We start from the raw sequence: 17886 nt of genomic DNA on the forward strand, positions 1-17886 counted from the left end.
GCGAATCATGCAGGATACGTTCAATCTGTCCCGTTTCGTCGAGGCTCAGCGCCCGGTGTTCAGTCGAGTCATGGACGAGCTGCGCGCGGGCCGCAAGACGAGCCATTGGATGTGGTTCGTCTTCCCGCAATTGCGGGGGCTGGGTCGCTCCGATATGGCCGGACGCTTCGCGATTTCCGGCCTTGCCGAGGCTCGTGCCTACCTCGAGCATGAGTTACTGGGGCCACGACTGGAGGCGTGTGTCGCGGCCGTTTTGCAGCATCGAGGGGTGAGTGCCGAGCAGATATTCGGCTCGCCCGATGACCTGAAATTTCGCTCCTGCCTTACGCTGTTCAAGAGTGTCCCGTCCGGCCCCGCTGTGTATCAGCAGGCGCTCGAGCAGTTTTATTCGGGTGAGCCGGACCGCAAGACGCTGCTCTTGCTTGGGCAATCGGCGTGAGTGCTAAACCCTGGGAGGACCCTTATCAATTACTGAACGTTGATGTGTATCTGGAGCGACTCAAGGAGGAGGGTGGTGAGTTGCGCCAGCTGCAGGGCGTGATCGGTAATTCAATGAGATTCGGGCAGCCTGATCGAATACCTTCTTCGACAGCTCCCGCAATATCATGCTGGACCGACTCAGCTCAGCCGGTTGTGATTGAACCCGCCTGCTCTTGATTCCCTTCGCGTTGTTTCTCCGCGCTCTCAAAAGGCGCGCGCTCAAGGCCCGCTGCGTACGCCTTTATCCTGGGCTTCCATGACGAGCCGAGTGCGGTCTTCGGGCAGCAGCATTCGCACCGTGACCAGTTTGTGTGCCGCTCTGCGAACGGCAGCCACATAGGCGTCTTTCGTCGGGTAGCGCTCTTCCATGGAGGGGCGAGGATCTGCAGCGAGCGCCTGGTTTCATCATAGGCGCGCTCAAAAGCTTTGAGTGGCTCGGCTACAACCTCGGTTCCTGAGAAAGCTTCCAGATAGCGTTTTGCTGCTCTGGTGGGCGTGCATACATGATGCCATCGTGCACGTTTAACGACGTCGGTGACTGGAATTCGTTGTTGCTCTCTTTCATTCTGAATCGCCCCGGGTGTCCTCGACGCCTCTTTGCCTTAAACTGAGGCCAATTAGGAGGTGCCATGAGCAACCCGCGTTACCCCGTAGAATTCAAAATCCAAGCGGTCATCAAGTGACCGAAAAGAAGCTGCCTGTCGCTGATGTAGCGACCCGTCTCGGTGTGTCGACGCATAGCCTCTATGCCTTGATAAAGCGCTACAGCAAACCTCAAGAAGAACGGCAGCAGGATGATGATCAGCACGCTGAACTGCGTCGTCTGCGAGCGGAGCTCAAGCGCGTCACTGAAGAACGAGACATCTTAAAAAAGGCCGCCGCGTACTTTGCTAAGGAGTGCGGTTTAAGTACGCCTTTACGCCTGGTTGTCTGAGCCGCAATCTGCACGCGCCATAGAAGACCAGCGACTGCTGGGTTTGATCAAGCATTGAGCTTGCAAGGTGTCTAGAGAAACCGGGGCGATTCAGAATGAAAAATACCAAAATTAAAATGGACAAAACATTGAAACGAATCCACATCATCGGTGGCCCAGGGAGCGGAAAAAGCGAGCTGGCAACTCGGCTATCAGTGTTAATGCCGGCGCCGGTCGTTCGCCTGGATGAGATTGCCTATAATGATGCTGCGTTGGGAGCTTTCGGCAGCCCCACTGATAGAGACCTAAGGTTGCGCCGGGTAGACGAATACAGCCAGCAGTCGTGCTGGATTGCTGAAGGAGTCTATTTCAGTTGGTTAGGAAAAAGCTTCCGTGAGGCACAACACATCATTCTGTTGCAGACGCCCGTTCACATAAGAGTCCACAACATCCAGCAGCGCCTCAAGGCATTGCCTGATACCGCCACCAAACAGGCCCACCTTGAGCACTTGCTGCGCAAAAACGATGAGTACGACGAGCTTTTCGAGAGTAGGATCTCTGGATTTCTAAGTCCCTTTGAGGTTAAGATTCGAGTCTTCTCAGGCCCCGGTAAGGCCTGTAAACATTTTAAGCGTCTTCTAGCTGGCTAGGGATGCGACAACTACCTGGATGCGGGGTTTCGAAAGCCCCTATCTCCCTGATTGTATTCAGTCTCGTTTCAGTGCTCGTAGCTGCCGTTGTTTTTGAGCGGTACCCAACCATTTTGATGGTAATCAACGCCATTAAGGAGGGTAGTTTTATGGAAACAGTATGGAACCTAGATCTGTACGAATTCTTCAAACCAGTAGGCTCAGTTGTTCTGAATATCATGGCGGGAGTGACAGCGAGTCTGGTATCCAGCCGCTTTGGATATGCTTGAGTCAGTCGCCTCGACTCAATTCAGTGGAAAGTTGCCTGGAAGTACATCTGCGATGGTTACGACGTCGCATTCGATGACAACTCGGCTGGCGAGACGGCAGATCTTATGTGCTTAAGGGCGGAAGGCTCGGCCATCCTCGTAGCCTTTCCACTGCAAGTTCTCTGGTGCCTCAACTTCAGGGGAACGCGTGAAGCATGCTATCGAGGTGTGCTCGCAGGCCGTGCGTTCGGTCAAGTGGAAATGAAAGTTTGGTGACCTCTGCCGCCACCTGATCGATCGTGAAGAGCGGCTCAAGCCACCGCGCAGGCGAAACCTAAACCCTCTGAAATTGTGCGTCTAAGGCCCGATATTGTAGAGGAGAGGGACAAACCGTACTTCGATACCTGGACGCGTTGGGATCCACAAGGCAACCGCCGTCCTAGCGCAGAGAATCAGCAGAAAACATTATTGCTCCTAGGCCGCGATGCGGTTGCGTTCAGTCGGCAGATGAACGCCTCCTTTCGGTGGAGTGCTACTGATACAGAACGTGAATGGCAAGATAACGCGCGCTAAAGTCGAGCGTGGACAAACTTCTCAGCTCTCACTGCTACACGCCTTTTTTCATAAGCTTCATATCGATAATGCAATGCTCTACTTGGGGAGGTGACCATGGTCGTTTGCGAAGGTCAGTTGAGCGGTGAATTCAAAGGCTTTGAAGACCAAAATACCGTTTTCGAGTTTCACGGCGGTCAGAAGTGGAGGCAGGTGCTGTACTACTACTATTACTACTACGCCTACATGCCCAGGGCGAAGGTTGTCAGGGATGGCGGTAGGTACATCCTGCACGTTTCCGGTGTTCAACCAACTGTGGAGGTGACTCCAGTCTGAAAGGCTGCAACGTCAAGTCCTGGCCTGGCTTGATCTCGCTTTCTGGGCAGATTTTGCCAACGCCGCGGTCATCCGGTAACTGCATACCCGTTTGGCGACATCCATAAGCTCATCAAGTGACTCGACGGACAGCTCGGAGAAAGACAACGGGCAGCCTTTAACCTCGTTGACCTGAAAGCCTACATCACAGGGCGTGTGGTGATGCTCAATCCACAGTTCTGCGGCACATCCGCAATTTAACATAATATACATTATGCGAACCTTCCTATACGGAGCTGGGGGGCTCTGGGCTCTTGGTCAGATTTGAAGCCTAGCGACACCTCTTCCTTTCAGCTTGGCGATGTGTCCTTCGCATGCTTGAATGCCGGCCGACAAACGTGCCTCACCAATTGACGGAGAAATTGCATGTGGCTTTGTACCGAATGGAAAATCGACTGGGACGCTGTAGCTGCTGTGGCGACGGCTGCTGCTGCAATCATCGCACTTATTATCTGGAACCTTGATAAAGCTCAAAGGAAACGTGAACGGGCTGCAAGCGCCAAGCTTCTAGCTCAGATCATGACAACGCCCGTTGGAGCCACCCAGCTGGAAATAGCAAAATTCAGATGCTATGTAGTGCCTTCTGATAGCGACCAAACCTACTTACTGGACGTGCTAAATGACAAAAACGCGCGAAAAGATTTGGCTGCTCTAGCATCGAAAATCACCATCGACTTACCATCTCAATTCCTAGATAAAGCTGACATCTTCAGCGAGACAGTCAACAACAGGCTTGCGAATGCATTCTCACAAGTGAACCGTCTAAAACATATGTCGAGCCTCCTAGCTGATCTACCAGACTCAGCGTTAGAAGAAGAAATCTCTGAGCACCTTATGGCAGTTCTCAACCAAATCAAAGAGGCAGAACAAGCCACTGCCGAAGCTTTTCAGGCCCTTTTAAAAGCAGGAAAATCCTCTTAAGGTCATAAGGTAAATCGCACGCAGCGCTAGATAATCGGACCTGCCGGGACCTGTCCAACTGTAGCGCTACAGGTCACGGGAACGCGTAAGCTTCGCACACAATCTGGGTCGAAACCTTGGAGTTATCAGGGCGCGAAGTGACACCATGACGGCTACAACCAATTTGAACGCGACAAAAAACCCCTGGGCTCTCACGGGCGCTGGGGTTTTTCTTTGGGCGATAGACCGGCCGGCTTTGCCGGGTGTCGGCGCACTAGGTGCAACGCAAAAACGGAAATCTGCGAGGCGCCTAATGCCCTGCGGGCAGGTCGAGGTCAGCAGGATCTACTGAGAAACGCGATCCAGCAGCAGAGCTGCGGCGGTGCGGGCACCTTCAATAATCTCGTTGGCCTCTTTCAGTTCCATCTGAAGGGCCTCCACCAGAATTTCAAGATCGCCAATCGCAAGGCGCAAATGCTGGTACTGGTTGGCCGCATGCAAAAAGGCCTTTGAGGCGGTGTTGGTGCGGGTTTGACGCTTGAGCGTTTCAACGAAGTCGCTGTCAGCATCGAGGATCTTTACGAGCATTCGGTACCACTCCTATGAACCAGGCAAAGCACCTGGGCAGAGGAATAGTACCAAAATGAAGGCGCCTTGCAAGTCATTTTAGTACCAAAATGCACGTTGCCGGCAGAGCAAGGACGAGCGGTATGGTACTAATTAGGTGGCTCTACGGGTGCTGAATCACTGGCCTGGTCGCACAAGACCACAAGCTTCACGCCAAATGCGAGCCGCTTCGGGGACTCGGAAGTAGACGTCTTCAAAGCCACCACCAGCGCCGTGCACTATCTCCCAGTGTGTTGCATTTGGATCATTTCCGAAAAGCGCACCGCCGTCTGCCAAGATATGGTCAGACTCGTCTCGGACGTAATAAGGCTGCTGAATCGCGGGATGAGACTTGAAAGAATCAATAGTGGCGATGGGCAAAACGGAGACCAAAAGTGTATGACTGCCGTCACACTCTGAATGACCGCAAGGAAAAGTGACCCTGAAGTCAGGCTTCCAATTGGACACGGCGGACACATTTGAACTCCATTGCCACCCAGCAAGATCAAAAAACGCGGCCCATCGAGCAAGCAATTCGGTTTGAAATTCTAATCCTTTATAGCTCACAGACATCTTGCTGCTCCTCGACTACCCCTGATGATGACCTCAAGAGTACAGCGAAAAAAAGGCCTCGCATAATAGACGTTATGGCTAAATCCTCGACGGGGCTTCGCGATTTCCCGGCGTCGGATTCTGCCCGTTCGGGCGGCTTCGCTACCATACCGTCGGCCTCATTATGCGAACCGGCTGAACTGTCCTTCATGGCTCTGTTCGTCGCATTTCACTAAGCGACCCAGACCACCGCGCCCCAGATTCAAAAGCAGCCATCGTCGCCCTCGCTGACCTGCCTCCGTTTGACTCTTGGGCCATCGGACGTTTACGGCGAGTCAGCACACCGTTCACCAACGCTGTGGTGAAATCGATAACGTTGTCCGTCATAACGCAGTACTGGGAAACAAGAGCCCGGGCCGCCGACCTCGACATCAGGCCAACCATTACTGCCTTTGCCAGGGAGAAACTCAGCGACGCCACTTTCTTTGAGCATGAGTTTCCAGTCACCGTCAGGCTGCTGACTGACTAGATAAAAGCCGGTACCCGCTTGCCCATAACAGTCAGTGCTGCCTTCGGTAATCAACGCATCCGGCCGACCGTCACCGTTCAGGTCCTCAATCAACTCCATGGTTGCCGGCGTGTAGCTACCTGTCGTCTCGATTTCGCACTCAGACGTCTCTTGGTGAAATCCAGCAGCGCGGAAAGCTTTTATCTGCTCGCTACGCGGCAGTTCATCCGCCAGCGCCGTGGCACTGGTCACGAAACATGCCGCCCATAGACCTGACGTAAGCCTTCCCCGCATATAGACCGTCCCTTTATGATGCTCAAATGTTAAGTATCGTGCATGTACCCACACTAGCGTAAAGGATGAGCTAGCTCTGCCTTGCAATATAACTAATACCTATAACTAAACTAAATGACTATTTAGTAGAGTTATATATATAAAGCTTTATCGCTCTGACAAAAAACCTCAATAACCATTCGCCGCCGTCATCGCCCCAGCCACAATCGCAATCCCTGAGCTGCTGCCCAAGCGTGTCGCGCCGGCTTCAATCATCTTCAACGCCGTCGGATAATCGCGCACGCCACCGGATGCCTTTACCCCAACCCCGGCACCCACAGTTCTGCGCATCAGTGCTACGTCTTCGACCGTAGCCCCGCTTCGGCTGAACCCGGTGGACGTCTTGACGAAGGCCACACCCAGGTCACGGCAGATCTCGCAGGCCTGGACCTTCTGCTTGTCATCAAGCAGGCAGGTTTCCAGGATGACCTTCAACGGCACGGCGCCGCAGGCCTGTTGGACCAGGGCGATGTCTTCGCGCACGGCGTCCAGCAGCCCGTCCTTCAACCAGCCGATATTGAGCACCATATCGATCTCCCCTGCCCCGGCGGCAATCGCCTGTTGGGCTTCGTAAGCCTTGGTGTCACTCAGGCCGGCACCCAGTGGAAAGCCGACCACGGCGCAAATCACCACCCTGTCGTCGGTCAGGCACGAAGCGGCATAAGGCACCTGTGCGGAATTGAGGCACACCGAATAAAAGCCATGCTCGCGGGCTTCCTCGCACAAGGTGCGGATCTGTGCACGGGAGGCGTCGGGCGCCAGCAAGGTGTGATCGATGTATTTGGCCAATGCGGCGGGTGGGAGACTGTTCATTTAATGGGCCCTTGCCTGTATGTTGCCAATGATTGTGAGGCGCTTGTCACAGCGCTCACGTTAATTAGTTACAATAATAACAAATAATGTTACTTATTTAACACTAACAATCAAGCCCTGGAAGACTCGTGGACAGTAGAAAAGCCGAGCGATTGAAGCTTATCCAACAAGCCTTGCAAGACCAGAACGCCATTCATCTGAAGGAAATGGCTGCACTGCTGGACGTTTCCGAGATGACCCTGCGCCGCGATCTCAACCACTTCAGCGATCACCTGCGGCTGCTGGGTGGCTATATCACCCGCATCGGCAATGAGAGCGGCGATTACCGGGTGGCCGAGCAGGACACCCGCCACGTCGAGGAAAAACGCCGCATCGGCAAACTCGCCGCCTCGTTGATCCAGGCCGGTGATACGGTATTTTTCGACTGTGGCACCACCTCGCCTTTTGTGGTTGATTTCATCCCTGATGCGCTGGAATTCACTGCGGTGTGCAGCTCCTTGAACGTGCTGCTCAAACTGCAGAACAAGCCCAATTGCCACATCGTGTTGTGCGGCGGCACCTTTCACCGCAAGAACCAGGTGTTTGAAAGCAGCGCCGAGAGCAGCATCCTGGACAGCGTGCGCCTGACGTGGGCCTTCGTGACCGCCGCCGGCGTCAGCCAGGCGTTTGGCGTAACGTGTTTCAACTTCAATGAAGTAGAGGTCAAGCAGAAGGTCATGCGCCAGGCTCAGCAACGCGTGTTGCTTGCCGATTTCAGTAAGTTCGACACGGTGCGCACCGCGCACTTCGCCGCCCTGGAAGACTTTCAGTACGTGGTCAGCGACAAGAAAATCCCCCGCAGCTATAAGGACGTCATCCAGGCCAATGGCGCGCAGTTGCTGGTTTAACCCAGCAACCGTTGCCGCTCCTGCGCACTCAAATAACCGGTGCTGACACTGAACGAAGCGCTGGCTCCGGCCGCCAGCACACGTACGTGGCCTTTGGCTTTCTCGGCGTTATAGCCCTCGGGTTCGCAGGTGGACGGCAACACGAATGCCGCCACTTGCTGATCCGGGGTGTGCAGGATCCAGCGGGCGGCGTGGGCAAATTGCTCGGGACGGTAGCGGGTGTAGAACGCCGCACCGCTGGGATGATCCAGCAGAAAGTGCGCCTGGCCCGTGGCGTCTGTACCGACGCCGTCGAAGAAAAACACGATCTCAGGGTCGTACAAGGCCGGTTGCTCAAGGCAGGCCAATTGCGCAGGCTGCTCGGCCAGCTGCGCCATGTAGGCGCTCCATGCTGGCGTCGGCTTGACATGGTCCGGCACGCTGGTGCGCAAACGCTGGCGCTGCGTGCCCAATGGCTCGACAAACCGCGCGCCGTCCACGTACGCATAGTTCATGTGGGCCATGTACATCAGGTCCATGGGCTTGCCGGCCAGGTTCGTCACCTGCATGTCGATATCGAACACGGCCGAATCGGCGCGCAGTGTCACGCTGGGGCTTGCCCGGTAGCGATCGCCGAACCCCTTGGCATATTCATACGAGCCCCCCAGGCGTACAACGCCCTCGTCCACCTCCAGCCAGGCCTTGTCCATGGGCGCACAGGGCATTTCGCCGTGCAAGGCATGCGTATCATCCGGCGCCGGACAGCCGTTGCGCAGCAGGCCACTGTGAAACATGAAGCAGCCGTAGGTCTCGATGATCGTCGGGCTGGGCCGGGGTTGCTCGAACAGGTTGCTCATGGTCAAGTCGCAACCGTCGAACACGGCTGACCAGATCATCTGCCCCTGATAAGGCAGTATCACCAATCGGCCACGGCTATTCTCCAGGCTTACGGCCAGTACACCAGACGGGTAAGTCCAGGCACTGACCTTGAAGGCCGACGATTGCAGCAGGATTTTCTCCTGCTCGCCAAACACCGCAGGGTACAGCGCGATACGTGTATTCATGAGGCCACCGCCCCGGTCGCGCCCACCGGTAAGGTGCCGGGTTGGCGCATGCACTTGAGCGCATACATCACGATCACAATGAAGCACAGCAACGGCACGCTGTAAGCCAGTTGCATGTTGCCGCCGCTGGCGTCGGACAAAAGGCCCTGGAAGATCGGGATCACCCCGCCGCCGACAATGCTCATCACCAGCAATGAACCGCCGACGCCGGTGTCTTCACCCAGGCCATCGATGGTCAGGCCGTAGATGGTGGGCCAGCAAGGACCGAGGAAAATACTCACGCCGACCGCTGCATACACCGCCGAAATGTTCGGCACCAGAATGGTGTAGGCCAGCAGCACGATACACAGCACCCCGTAGATCGCGAGTACCTTGGCAGGGTGCAGGCGCCGCATCAACAGGTTGGCGATCAACTTGCCGACAAAGTAGGCGGCAAAGGTGGTCAGCAGAAACCATGAAGCGCTGCGTTCATTCATACCGCCCATCTGCATGGCCAGGCGAATGGTGAAGCTCCATACCCCGACCTGCGCCCCCACATAAAGAAACTGCGCCAATACGCCAAAGGTAAAGCGCGGGTTACGCCACAGTCGTCCCAGGCTTTGACGCACGCTGCCCGGCTTGCTGTCGGCAGGCTTATTGCCTTTGCACGCGGGGAACCGGGTAATCGCGACAAGGATAAACATCAGCACCAGCACCGCAATCATCCACTTGTAGGGCAACAACGTGGACTGGATCATCTGCAATTGCTGCACTGCTGCCTCCGAAGCGCTCATCTGAGCCAGTTGTTCAGTGGTGGCGTCGGTGTCCTTGAACATCACGAAGCTGCCCACATACACCCCGGCCATGGCGCCGAACGGGTGAAAGGTCTGCGAGATATTCAAGCGCCGGGTCCCGGTTTCCCGGGGCCCCATCAGTGTCGAATAGGTATTGCAGGCGGTTTCCAGGAACGACAGGCCGGCGGCGATCACAAACAGCGCCAGCAGGAACATGCCGTACTTGGCCGTGGATGCGGCCGGGAAAAACAACAGGCAACCCAGCATGTACAGCAGCAGCCCCACCAGAATCGTGCTCTTGTAGCTGAAACGACGAACCACCATCGCAGCCGGAATCGCCACAAAAAAGTAGCCCAGGTAAAACGCCGACTGCACAAAGGCCGTCTGGAAATCACTCAGCAAAAACGCTTTCTTGAAGTGGGCGATCAGCACATCGTTCATGCTCGCCGCGGCGGCCCACAGTGCAAAGATGCTGCACAGCAGGATAAAGGCGAACCAGGGCGTACGGTTCAGGTAGAAACCATCGGGGGTCTGTTGCAGCGCAGGTTTGTTCATTATTGTTCTCCGGGCTGGGTGAGGGAGTCAGCGCTGTTGCTTGAAGCGATCGAACGTTTCGCTGTCGGGATAGGAACTCTGCGTCCCCAGCCCCATGACCGAGCAAGCGGAATACGCCACCGCCTGCTCCATGGCCTGACGAATATGGCGGTCGCGGTTCCAGTGGTGAATAAAGCAACCGATAAAGGCATCGCCGGCACCGGTGGTGTCACGGGCGTCAACCCGTACCCCCGGCACCTGGAACTCCCCCTCCTCCCCCACGTACAGCGCACCGTGCTCGCCGAGGGTAACGATCACGTGACGGATACCGCTGGCCACCAGGCCGCGGGCAGCGGTTCGGGCCGATTCCGGCGAGTCCACGACTTCGCCTGTGATCAGCGCCAGTTCCGATTCGTTGGGGATCAGGAAGTCAAGGTGCGCCAGGTGCTCACGACTCAAGCCGGCCAGGGCCGGTGCCGGGTTGAGGAGCACCGCGATACCCTGTCGGTGAGCGAACTCGATGGCGTGGTAGACCGTCTCCAGATTGATCTCCAGCTGCAGCACGATCAGCGTGCAGTCACGCAGGTCGGCGGCCGCCGCCTCGATGTCCATCGGCAGCAAATGCGCATTGGCGCCCTTGACGATCAAGATACTGTTGTGGGAATCGGCCCGAACAAAAATCGGCGCGACGCCACTGGAAACACCAGGCACGCGCTGCACATAACGGGTGTCGATGCCAAAGCGCTGGAAGTTGGCCACTGTGTTGTCGGCAAACATGTCGTCGCCGACCTTGCTCAGCATCAGGACATCAGCCCCAAGCTTGGCAGCCGCCACTGCCTGGTTGGCCCCTTTGCCGCCGCAACCCATGGCAAAGCCAGGTGCTTCCAGGGTTTCGCCCTGGGCCGGCATACGGTCGACATAGGTAATCAAATCCACCATGTTGCTGCCGATGACTGCGATCTTGCTCATTGCTATTCCACCTTCTTGCGGCACGACCAGGCAGGTCATGCCGCTCTTGTTTTGTTATTTAAATAACATTAGGTGTGAATATTCAATCTTTTTTTTGCGAACACGATTCAATGCATCGTACGAATAGGCACGGGCAAGGGCCGGCTATAAGCGCCGGTACGCGGCTTTGAGCCGTTGTTGAAGGATGGAATTCACGCAAAAAAAACCGGCCCAAAAGGAGCCGGCCAAAAAAACGCCTGTGCTAAAGGCTGAACCGATCCACGGACTGCGACAATTTGCTCGCCAAACCGGCCAATTCATCAGTGGTCGAGGCGGTTTCACCAATAACGCGGCTGTTGTTTTGCGACATGCCGGCAATCATTTCCACCTGATGGGCGATTTCGTTGCTGGCCAGGCTCTGTTCACTGATGGTGCGCGAAATATCGTTAACCAACTCGGTGGTATTCAAGGTGGCCTGAAGAATGTCGCGGATAGCTCGCTCCACCTCAGCGGTCACGGCCATGCCTTTGTCCACCTGGGAGACGCCCTCCTCCATGCTGGTCACCGCCTCACGGGTGTTTTGCTGGATACGCCCGACCATGCTGGCAATTTCCTGGGTCGATGCGCTGGTGCGTCCCGCCAGGCTGCGCACCTCGTCGGCCACTACGGCAAAACCGCGCCCCTGCTCACCCGCACGGGCGGCCTCGATCGCGGCGTTCAAGGCAAGCAGGTTGGTCTGGTCAGCAATGCCTTTGATCACCTGGATAATGCTGTAGATGGCCTCGGACTCCTTATCTAGCGTGCGGATGACCTGGGCCGACTGCTGCGCTGAACGGGCGATGCCGTCCATATCCTTGACCACCTGGTGAATGACACGGCCACCGTCCTTGGCCAGGGTTTCAGCCTGGTTGGCCATGTCGAGGGCGCGCCCGGCGTGGCGAGTGATTTCCTCGATGCTGGCGGTCATCTCACTTGCGGCCGCCGCCATGGCGCTGGCAGCGCTACTTTGTTGCTGGCTGCTGTCGGCCACTTCATGGCAACCCTGGCTCAGGCGCTCGCTCATGCCATTGACGCCATGGGCGTTGCTGCGCACCACCTCGATCATGCCGCGCAGGTCGCGCTGCATGGTAGACAGACTGCTGATCAACAAGCCGGCTTCATCCTGGCGACGCGGCTCCACAATCGGCTCGCTCAGGTTGCCCCGGGCGATGCTCGCGGCGATGCGGCTGGCGGTTTGCAGTGGTCCCATGATACTCAGGGTCACCCAGCGTCCTTGCGCGAGCAGTAGTAGCAGGCTGGCAATCAACACCACGCCGAGGGTCCAGTCGGCGTTGCGGATGGTCTGCCGGGTGCTGGTGCTGGTGCGTTGGGTATTGGTTTCGATCAGCTCGCTCAGCGTGGCCATTTGATCTTCCAGCTGACTGAACGCGGCATTGAAGGTACCCAGCTCGCCACGAGCCGTCTCGGGATTGCTCAGGGCCAGCGCGACGATGCGCTCGCCCGCACTTATATAGGTGTCAAGGCTGGGTTTGATTTTTTCCAGGCTTGCCCTGATGTCGTCGTCCAGCGGCAGCTTGAAATTGTCCGCCAACACTTGGCGAAAGTGCTCGGCATGCTCTTTGAGTGAGGTGTTGACCTCGGCCGGGGTGCTGTTGCTTTTACCCAGGCCCACCAGCATGGCCGACAACACATCGGCGCGCAGGGCGTCGTGCATCATGTCCGCTTCCATGTGATTACGCAGCACGGTCATGCTGACTTCACTGTCCTCAACCGCTGCCCCCATCCGGTTATTTCCCAGGTAACCGGCCACGCTCATGACCAACGCAGTGAGCAATCCGGTCGCAATCAACAACATCAAGCGCAATTTGATCGTCATGCTCGTATCCCCGTACCTGGACTGCCGGTTGGGAACCCAACCGCTTGACCGCCCCTGCTACCGTTATCGGCCAGAGTCTCTGGTTAGTGAAGCCTAAGTTTGCGGATTTGCACCGATCCCTTAAGCTAACCGACCTTTGCTGCGCCCCGGATCTACCCATGTCTCGAAGTATTGCCCACCTCGCCCTGCTGCTGGGCTTGATCACCGCTGTTGGCCCGTTTGCCATCGACATCTACCTGCCTGCGCTGCCGACCCTCGGCGCCAGCCTCCAGGCCTCGCCGGCCGCCGTGCAAATGAGCCTGACGGTGTTCTTCATGATCATCGGGGTGTGCCAGCTGTTCTACGGTCCGATCAGCGATGTATTCGGGCGCAAGTTGCCGATCTATGCGGGCCTGGTGATTTTTACCATCGGCAGTATCGGCTGCGCCCTCGCGCCGACCATCGAAGTGCTGATCGGCTTTCGTGCTGTGCAAGCATTCGGTGCCTGCGCGGGAATGGTGATCCCGCGGGCGATTGTGCGCGACCTGTACACCGGCCATGAAGCCGCGCGGCTGATGGCCTTGCTGATGCTGGTGATGAGTGTTTCGCCGATCCTCGCGCCCTTGGCCGGTAGCCTGGTGATTTCGATCTGGAGTTGGCGTGAAGTATTTGCGGTGCTGGCGGTGGTGGCCATGCTGTGCCTGGTGATGACCATCGTGCAACTGCCGGAAACCCATCCAGCCGAGCGTCGCCTGGGCAAGACCCTGGGCAATGCGTTTGGCAGCTACGGAGCGCTGCTGCGCGATCCGGTATTCACAGGGTTGTCGGTGGTCTGCGGTTTCGGCCTCGCTACCTTCTTCGTCTTTATCGGCAGTGCGCCCTTCGTGTACATCGAGTATTTCGGCCTGACTCCGACGCAATTCAGCCTGTGCTTTGCCCTTAACGCGGCTTCATTCTTCGCCATGAGCCAGCTGACCGCACGCCTGAGCGCACGGTTCGGCCTGGCGCCACTGATCCGTTGGTCGGTGATGGGCGTAGCCGCGATCATGGCCCTGCTGGCGGCCACCACCCTATGGGGTGACAGCCTGGTCTTGATGATGGGGCTGCTGTTTACCGGGTTTGGCTGCCTCGGCCTGCTGCTACCGGCGGCTGGGGTGCTGTCGCTGGAAGATCATGGCGCAGTGGCAGGTTCTGCATCGGCGCTGCTGGGCGCCATCCAGATGGTCACTGCCGCCGTAGCGATGACCCTGGTGGGAATATTCGCCGACCATACCCCGGCGCCGATGTTGATTGGCATCGCGCTGTGTGCGCTCGCCGCAATGCTCACCACGCTGTGGACCTTACGCCGTTTGCCGGCGCACCTGGTCTCCAGCGACCCGCCCTCCTCCTGAGGCTTGACGCCAACCATTCGTCGGGCCTTGCGGGCATCCATTACAACTATCGCCGGCCACGTAATTACTAACTCCATAGCACCTTTGGAAACCTATGGAGACTGAAATGACTGACTATCCACGCCCGCCTTTCGCCCCTCAAGCCCAAGCCGTGCCGGGTTCCCAGAAAAAAATGGATCCGTACCCCGACTGTGGCGAACAGAGCTACAAGGGCTCCGGCCGCCTGGCCAATAAAATTGCCCTCATCACTGGCGCCGACAGCGGCATTGGCCGCGCCGTTGCCATTGCCTTCGCCCGCGAAGGTGCCGATGTGGCCATTGCTTACCTGGATGAGCACGACGACGCCAAGGAAACCGCGCGCTGGGTTGAAGAAGCCGGTCGCCAATGCCTGCTGCTGCCTGGCGATATCGCGCAAAAAGCCACTTGCCAGGCATTGGTGGACAAGACCGTCGAACAGTTTGGGCGTATCGACATCCTGGTCAATAACGCCGCCTTCCAGATGACTCACGAAACCTTCGAAGAGATCGAGGATGAAGAATGGGTCAAGACCTTCGATATCAACATCACCGCGATGTTTCGCATCTGCAAGGCGGCCCTGCCCCATATGAAGGCCGGCAGTTCGATCATCAATACCAGCTCGGTCAATTCGGACATGCCCAAGCCAACACTGCTGGCCTACGCTGCCACCAAAGGCGCGATTGCCAACTTTACCGGTGGCTTGGCGCAGTTGCTGGGTGACAAGGGCATCCGCGTCAACAGCGTGGCGCCGGGCCCGATCTGGACGCCATTGATCGTCGCGACCATGACCGATGAGGACGTGAAAAACTTCGGCGGCGAAACCCCGCTGGGACGTCCAGGGCAGCCGGTGGAGGTGGCGCCGATCTATGTGTTGCTGGCTTCGGATGAGGCCAGCTATATCTCTGGATCACGCTATGCGGTGACTGGCGGCAAGCCGATTCTCTGAGCCCTCTGAAAGACCCATTGTGGGAGGGGGCTTGCCCCCGATAGCGGTGTGTCAGTCAGCTTATGTGTAGCTGGTCCATCGCTAATCGGGAGCAAGCCCCCTCCCACATTTTGATCTTCATTGATCCTGAGGCTACAAATCAAACCGATCCACCGCCCGCCGCCGCTCGTTGTCGTCACGCACGTCATAGCTGGCGGTGGTCTGGATATTGGTGTGATGCGCCAACTTCTGTGCAATCGACAAATCATGCTCTTCAATCACCCGCGTGATGAACGAGCGGCGGAAGTCATGGGGCATGATCTTCACCCCCACCTGGTCGCCGCGCTGGCGGGCGATGTAGTAAATCGCATGTTTGGTGATGCGTTCGCGGGTGATATGACTGCCCCGGCGAATCCGGTTGAACAGGAAGCTGTCGTCCTGTTCGCCTTCCTTGAGTTGCCCGCGACGAAATTCCAGCCAGGTCCGTAGTTTGGCAAACGCCCAATCCGGCGCGTACTTGATCAGCTCCTTGTTGCCCTTGCCGATCACGCGCAGGCTGCGTTCGTCAAAATTGATCTGTGCCAGGTCAAGGTTGACCGACTCTGACTTGCGCATGCCCGAGCCATACAGCAAGCCGATCACTGCGGCGTCCCGCAGGCCCTGGGGGCGAGGGTCGGCTGCGCAGACCTCGAGCATCTCGCGGATCAACGTGCGACGCAGGTTACGACCCTGGCCCAGGCGTGTACCCGGTGCGGCCTTGACCGAGCGCATCTTCAACAGGTGGTCCTGGCTGATCAAGCTCATGCGCCACGCTTCGTTCATCACGCCGCGTACGGCATTGACATATAGCGACGAGGTATTCGGCGCGTAGCCGTCCTCGCGCAACGCCGCGACCAGGGCGATCACATGCTCGGGTTGCAGCAGGTGCCAGTCGATCTCTTCGAGGTTGATGTCCTCGAAGCCCAGGCGATCGGCGGCATCCTGCAGCACATAGCGCATGGTCAGTTGGCTGGAAGGTGCCAGGCGGGTGAGATAGAGGGTCAGTGGGTTGCGGATAGACTCAGTCAAGGTAGATCAGCCTTTGGATTAAATAAATCGCTTAACTTGTTGATTAATCGATGTATTTAGTGAATTGGCGAGGGCAAAGTCTAACCCATGATCGGCATGGCTATCTACACATCCAAATGTGGGAGGGTATGGGCCCCGATGAGCACGGCTATCTACACAACTTCTGGTACGCCACTGGACCCTGTGGGAGGGGGCTTGCCCCCGATGGCGGCCTGACAGCCGACCAGAATGTTGGATCATACCGAGTACATATCCGTTATTTGGGCAACGGCCAATATTGGTTCCGCTTTTACAGCGGGTCACTTTGAAAAGCGCAAAGTAACCAAACGCTCTTACCCCACCACTCGGCACCTCGCCCAGGCTCGGTGTGCCCGTAATCCGCCAGGGATTTGGGCCGCCGCCATGGGCAAGCCCCCTCCCACATTTTGAGCGGCGAATATCATTGATAAATATGGGCATCACGGCTCTGCGCCGTCCTCCTCGCCAGAAGCCTGAGGCTGGGCCATGGACTGACTCCAGTCGGCATCCTGCTGCTGCATCAGCGCGAACCACTGTTTGCGCATGAAGGTGAGGTAGCCGTCCGGCGCCTTGGCGAAGTCTTTCTCGTCGCCATAGCAGCCTGGCAGCGGCAGTTCGGTACCCTGCTCCTTGTACTGGCTGACCAGCGCCTGCTGGGCCACGACGCTGCAGTCGGTGGGCAATGGCATGCCGCGCAAGGCTCCGGCGTCTTCATCCCACCAACTGGCACCCACACGGTCGAGGCCTCGCAGGCGGTACTTCTCGGACTTGCCGACGTGCATGATCAGCTTGAATTCGTTAGGGCTGACATCACTGGTGCAGGTACGCGAATAGCCGACCGTGGCCTGGGTGTTGCCGTCGCCCAGCAGGTCGGTGACCTTGGTGGCGGCGCGGTCAAAGCGCAGCCCGGCGTCGAATTCGCAGTGCTGCACGTCGTCGTACAGCATCCACACACGCTTGGGCCGGTCGCCGCCCAGCAGGTACTGCGCCGCGTAGATGAAGGCCGACTGAGTACCATCGTCGTCCCGCTCGCTGACCTGTTCGGCAAGCACCAGCAGGTTTTTGCCCTGGCGGTCATCCCAGGTGTAGGCAGCGACCTGTTTACCGCGTACTTCCACGCCTTCCGGCACCTGCTCGATGCTGGTCAGTGCGACGCCGTCATCGGCCCGCACACTGGTGACACAGGCCACCGTCATCAACAGTCCCATCAGCGCGGGCCGCAACTGGCCGCATAAAAGTTGCACGCTATTCATCCGAGTACCCTGGCAAGAGATGGCTTACTTTACCGGCACTTGAGCGCCAATGCAGAGAAGATTGTTGAATAAGCCTGATCGGTCGAGCCGTCGTGCCAAAATTGAACCAAACTCCCTGTCGGGCGCTCCCATCTTGCCCACGCCGCTGTACTTGTAATGCCTTAGTTACTTAGCTGAACCCTAGCTGTCTACCTGTCAAATAAACGAGTTTTTCATCCGCCTTTCATATTCGTTGCACATTTT

Annotated in this window: 19 protein-coding genes and 2 pseudogenes; 9 read left to right on the forward strand and 12 right to left on the reverse strand. The window is 57.3% G+C overall.

Annotated features, from left to right (window positions below; all coding sequences use genetic code 11):
• Positions 1-7 precede the first annotated feature (7 nt).
• The gene (locus NMB39_RS14965) at positions 8-439 is read left to right on the forward strand and encodes a DUF1810 domain-containing protein (RefSeq protein WP_494340540.1); all 432 of its coding nucleotides are present in this window, start codon (positions 8-10) and stop codon (positions 437-439) included.
• A 260-nt stretch (positions 440-699) separates the two neighbouring features.
• On the opposite strand, the gene NMB39_RS14970 is transcribed toward NMB39_RS14965, so the two are convergent.
• On the reverse strand, positions 700-849 hold the full coding sequence (locus NMB39_RS14970; protein ID WP_494340539.1) for an alpha/beta hydrolase domain-containing protein: 150 nt from the start codon (positions 847-849) through the stop codon (positions 700-702).
• A 260-nt stretch (positions 850-1109) separates the two neighbouring features.
• Here NMB39_RS14970 and NMB39_RS14975 point away from each other — a divergent pair.
• From NMB39_RS14975 to NMB39_RS14995, 5 genes and pseudogenes are all read left to right on the forward strand, one after another.
• Positions 1110-1469, forward strand: a pseudogene (locus NMB39_RS14975) (transposase); the annotation flags it as partial.
• A 40-nt stretch (positions 1470-1509) separates the two neighbouring features.
• Positions 1510-2043: a P-loop NTPase family protein gene (locus tag NMB39_RS14980; RefSeq protein WP_494340538.1), complete on the forward strand. Its 534-nt coding sequence runs from the start codon at positions 1510-1512 to the stop codon at positions 2041-2043.
• Between the two features lie 599 nt (positions 2044-2642).
• On the forward strand, positions 2643-2864 hold the full coding sequence (locus tag NMB39_RS14985; RefSeq protein WP_241197573.1) for a DUF6037 family protein: 222 nt from the start codon (positions 2643-2645) through the stop codon (positions 2862-2864).
• A gap of 96 nt (positions 2865-2960) precedes the next feature.
• Positions 2961-3179, forward strand: a complete 219-nt coding sequence (locus tag NMB39_RS14990) for a hypothetical protein (RefSeq protein WP_494340537.1) — start codon at positions 2961-2963, stop codon at positions 3177-3179.
• Positions 3180-3584: 405 nt separating this feature from the next.
• Complete coding sequence (locus NMB39_RS14995; protein ID WP_494340536.1) at positions 3585-4139, forward strand: hypothetical protein; 555 nt, start codon at positions 3585-3587, stop codon at positions 4137-4139.
• 324 nt (positions 4140-4463) lie between these two features.
• Here the strand turns inward: NMB39_RS14995 and NMB39_RS15000 are convergent, their stop codons facing one another.
• The 4 genes from NMB39_RS15000 to deoC all read right to left on the reverse strand — a co-directional run bounded on the left by NMB39_RS15000 (position 4464) and on the right by deoC (position 6930).
• The gene (locus NMB39_RS15000; protein ID WP_224450930.1) at positions 4464-4706 is read right to left on the reverse strand and encodes a hypothetical protein; all 243 of its coding nucleotides are present in this window, start codon (positions 4704-4706) and stop codon (positions 4464-4466) included.
• Between the two features lie 156 nt (positions 4707-4862).
• Positions 4863-5297, reverse strand: coding sequence for a hypothetical protein (locus NMB39_RS15005; RefSeq protein ID WP_224450929.1), 435 nt, complete (start codon positions 5295-5297; stop codon positions 4863-4865).
• 304 nt (positions 5298-5601) lie between these two features.
• Positions 5602-6036 carry a hypothetical protein gene (locus NMB39_RS15010; protein ID WP_494340535.1) on the reverse strand — a complete coding sequence of 145 codons (435 nt, stop codon included), beginning with the start codon at positions 6034-6036 and terminating at the stop codon, positions 5602-5604.
• A 210-nt stretch (positions 6037-6246) separates the two neighbouring features.
• The gene (deoC, locus tag NMB39_RS15015; protein WP_198719728.1) at positions 6247-6930 is read right to left on the reverse strand and encodes a deoxyribose-phosphate aldolase; all 684 of its coding nucleotides are present in this window, start codon (positions 6928-6930) and stop codon (positions 6247-6249) included.
• Positions 6931-7058: 128 nt separating this feature from the next.
• Between deoC and deoR the strand changes: the two genes are divergently transcribed.
• The gene (gene deoR / locus NMB39_RS15020) at positions 7059-7817 is read left to right on the forward strand and encodes a DNA-binding transcriptional repressor DeoR (protein ID WP_057022321.1); all 759 of its coding nucleotides are present in this window, start codon (positions 7059-7061) and stop codon (positions 7815-7817) included.
• Here deoR and NMB39_RS15025 read toward each other — a convergent pair.
• From NMB39_RS15025 to NMB39_RS15045, 5 genes and pseudogenes are all read right to left on the reverse strand, one after another.
• Positions 7814-8860, reverse strand: coding sequence for an aldose 1-epimerase family protein (locus tag NMB39_RS15025; protein WP_494340534.1), 1047 nt, complete (start codon positions 8858-8860; stop codon positions 7814-7816). The genes deoR and NMB39_RS15025 overlap by 4 nt on opposite strands.
• A complete protein-coding gene (fucP, locus tag NMB39_RS15030) occupies positions 8857-10188 on the reverse strand; it encodes an L-fucose:H+ symporter permease (protein ID WP_494340533.1) in 1332 nt (443 codons plus the stop codon). Before fucP ends, NMB39_RS15025 begins: the two co-directional genes overlap by 4 nt.
• A gap of 27 nt (positions 10189-10215) precedes the next feature.
• On the reverse strand, positions 10216-11136 hold the full coding sequence (gene rbsK / locus NMB39_RS15035) for a ribokinase (protein WP_306957919.1): 921 nt from the start codon (positions 11134-11136) through the stop codon (positions 10216-10218).
• Between the two features lie 241 nt (positions 11137-11377).
• Positions 11378-12241: a methyl-accepting chemotaxis protein gene (locus NMB39_RS15040; RefSeq protein ID WP_414896210.1), complete on the reverse strand. Its 864-nt coding sequence runs from the start codon at positions 12239-12241 to the stop codon at positions 11378-11380.
• A 42-nt stretch (positions 12242-12283) separates the two neighbouring features.
• Positions 12284-12991 (reverse strand): annotated as a pseudogene (locus NMB39_RS15045) (MCP four helix bundle domain-containing protein); the annotation flags it as partial.
• 158 nt (positions 12992-13149) lie between these two features.
• Here NMB39_RS15045 and NMB39_RS15050 point away from each other — a divergent pair.
• Positions 13150-14361 (forward strand): multidrug effflux MFS transporter, encoded by a 1212-nt coding sequence (locus NMB39_RS15050; protein ID WP_494340532.1) that lies wholly within the window; start codon positions 13150-13152, stop codon positions 14359-14361.
• A 106-nt stretch (positions 14362-14467) separates the two neighbouring features.
• Positions 14468-15325, forward strand: a complete 858-nt coding sequence (locus NMB39_RS15055; RefSeq protein WP_046068117.1) for an SDR family oxidoreductase — start codon at positions 14468-14470, stop codon at positions 15323-15325.
• A 132-nt stretch (positions 15326-15457) separates the two neighbouring features.
• Here the strand turns inward: NMB39_RS15055 and NMB39_RS15060 are convergent, their stop codons facing one another.
• Positions 15458-16372 carry a site-specific integrase gene (locus NMB39_RS15060; protein WP_057022326.1) on the reverse strand — a complete coding sequence of 305 codons (915 nt, stop codon included), beginning with the start codon at positions 16370-16372 and terminating at the stop codon, positions 15458-15460.
• 458 nt (positions 16373-16830) lie between these two features.
• On the reverse strand, positions 16831-17643 hold the full coding sequence (locus tag NMB39_RS15065; protein ID WP_494340531.1) for a M949_RS01915 family surface polysaccharide biosynthesis protein: 813 nt from the start codon (positions 17641-17643) through the stop codon (positions 16831-16833).
• Positions 17644-17886: the final 243 nt, after the last annotated feature.

It is taken from the genome of Pseudomonas sp. FBCC-B545 (genome assembly GCF_059134095.1).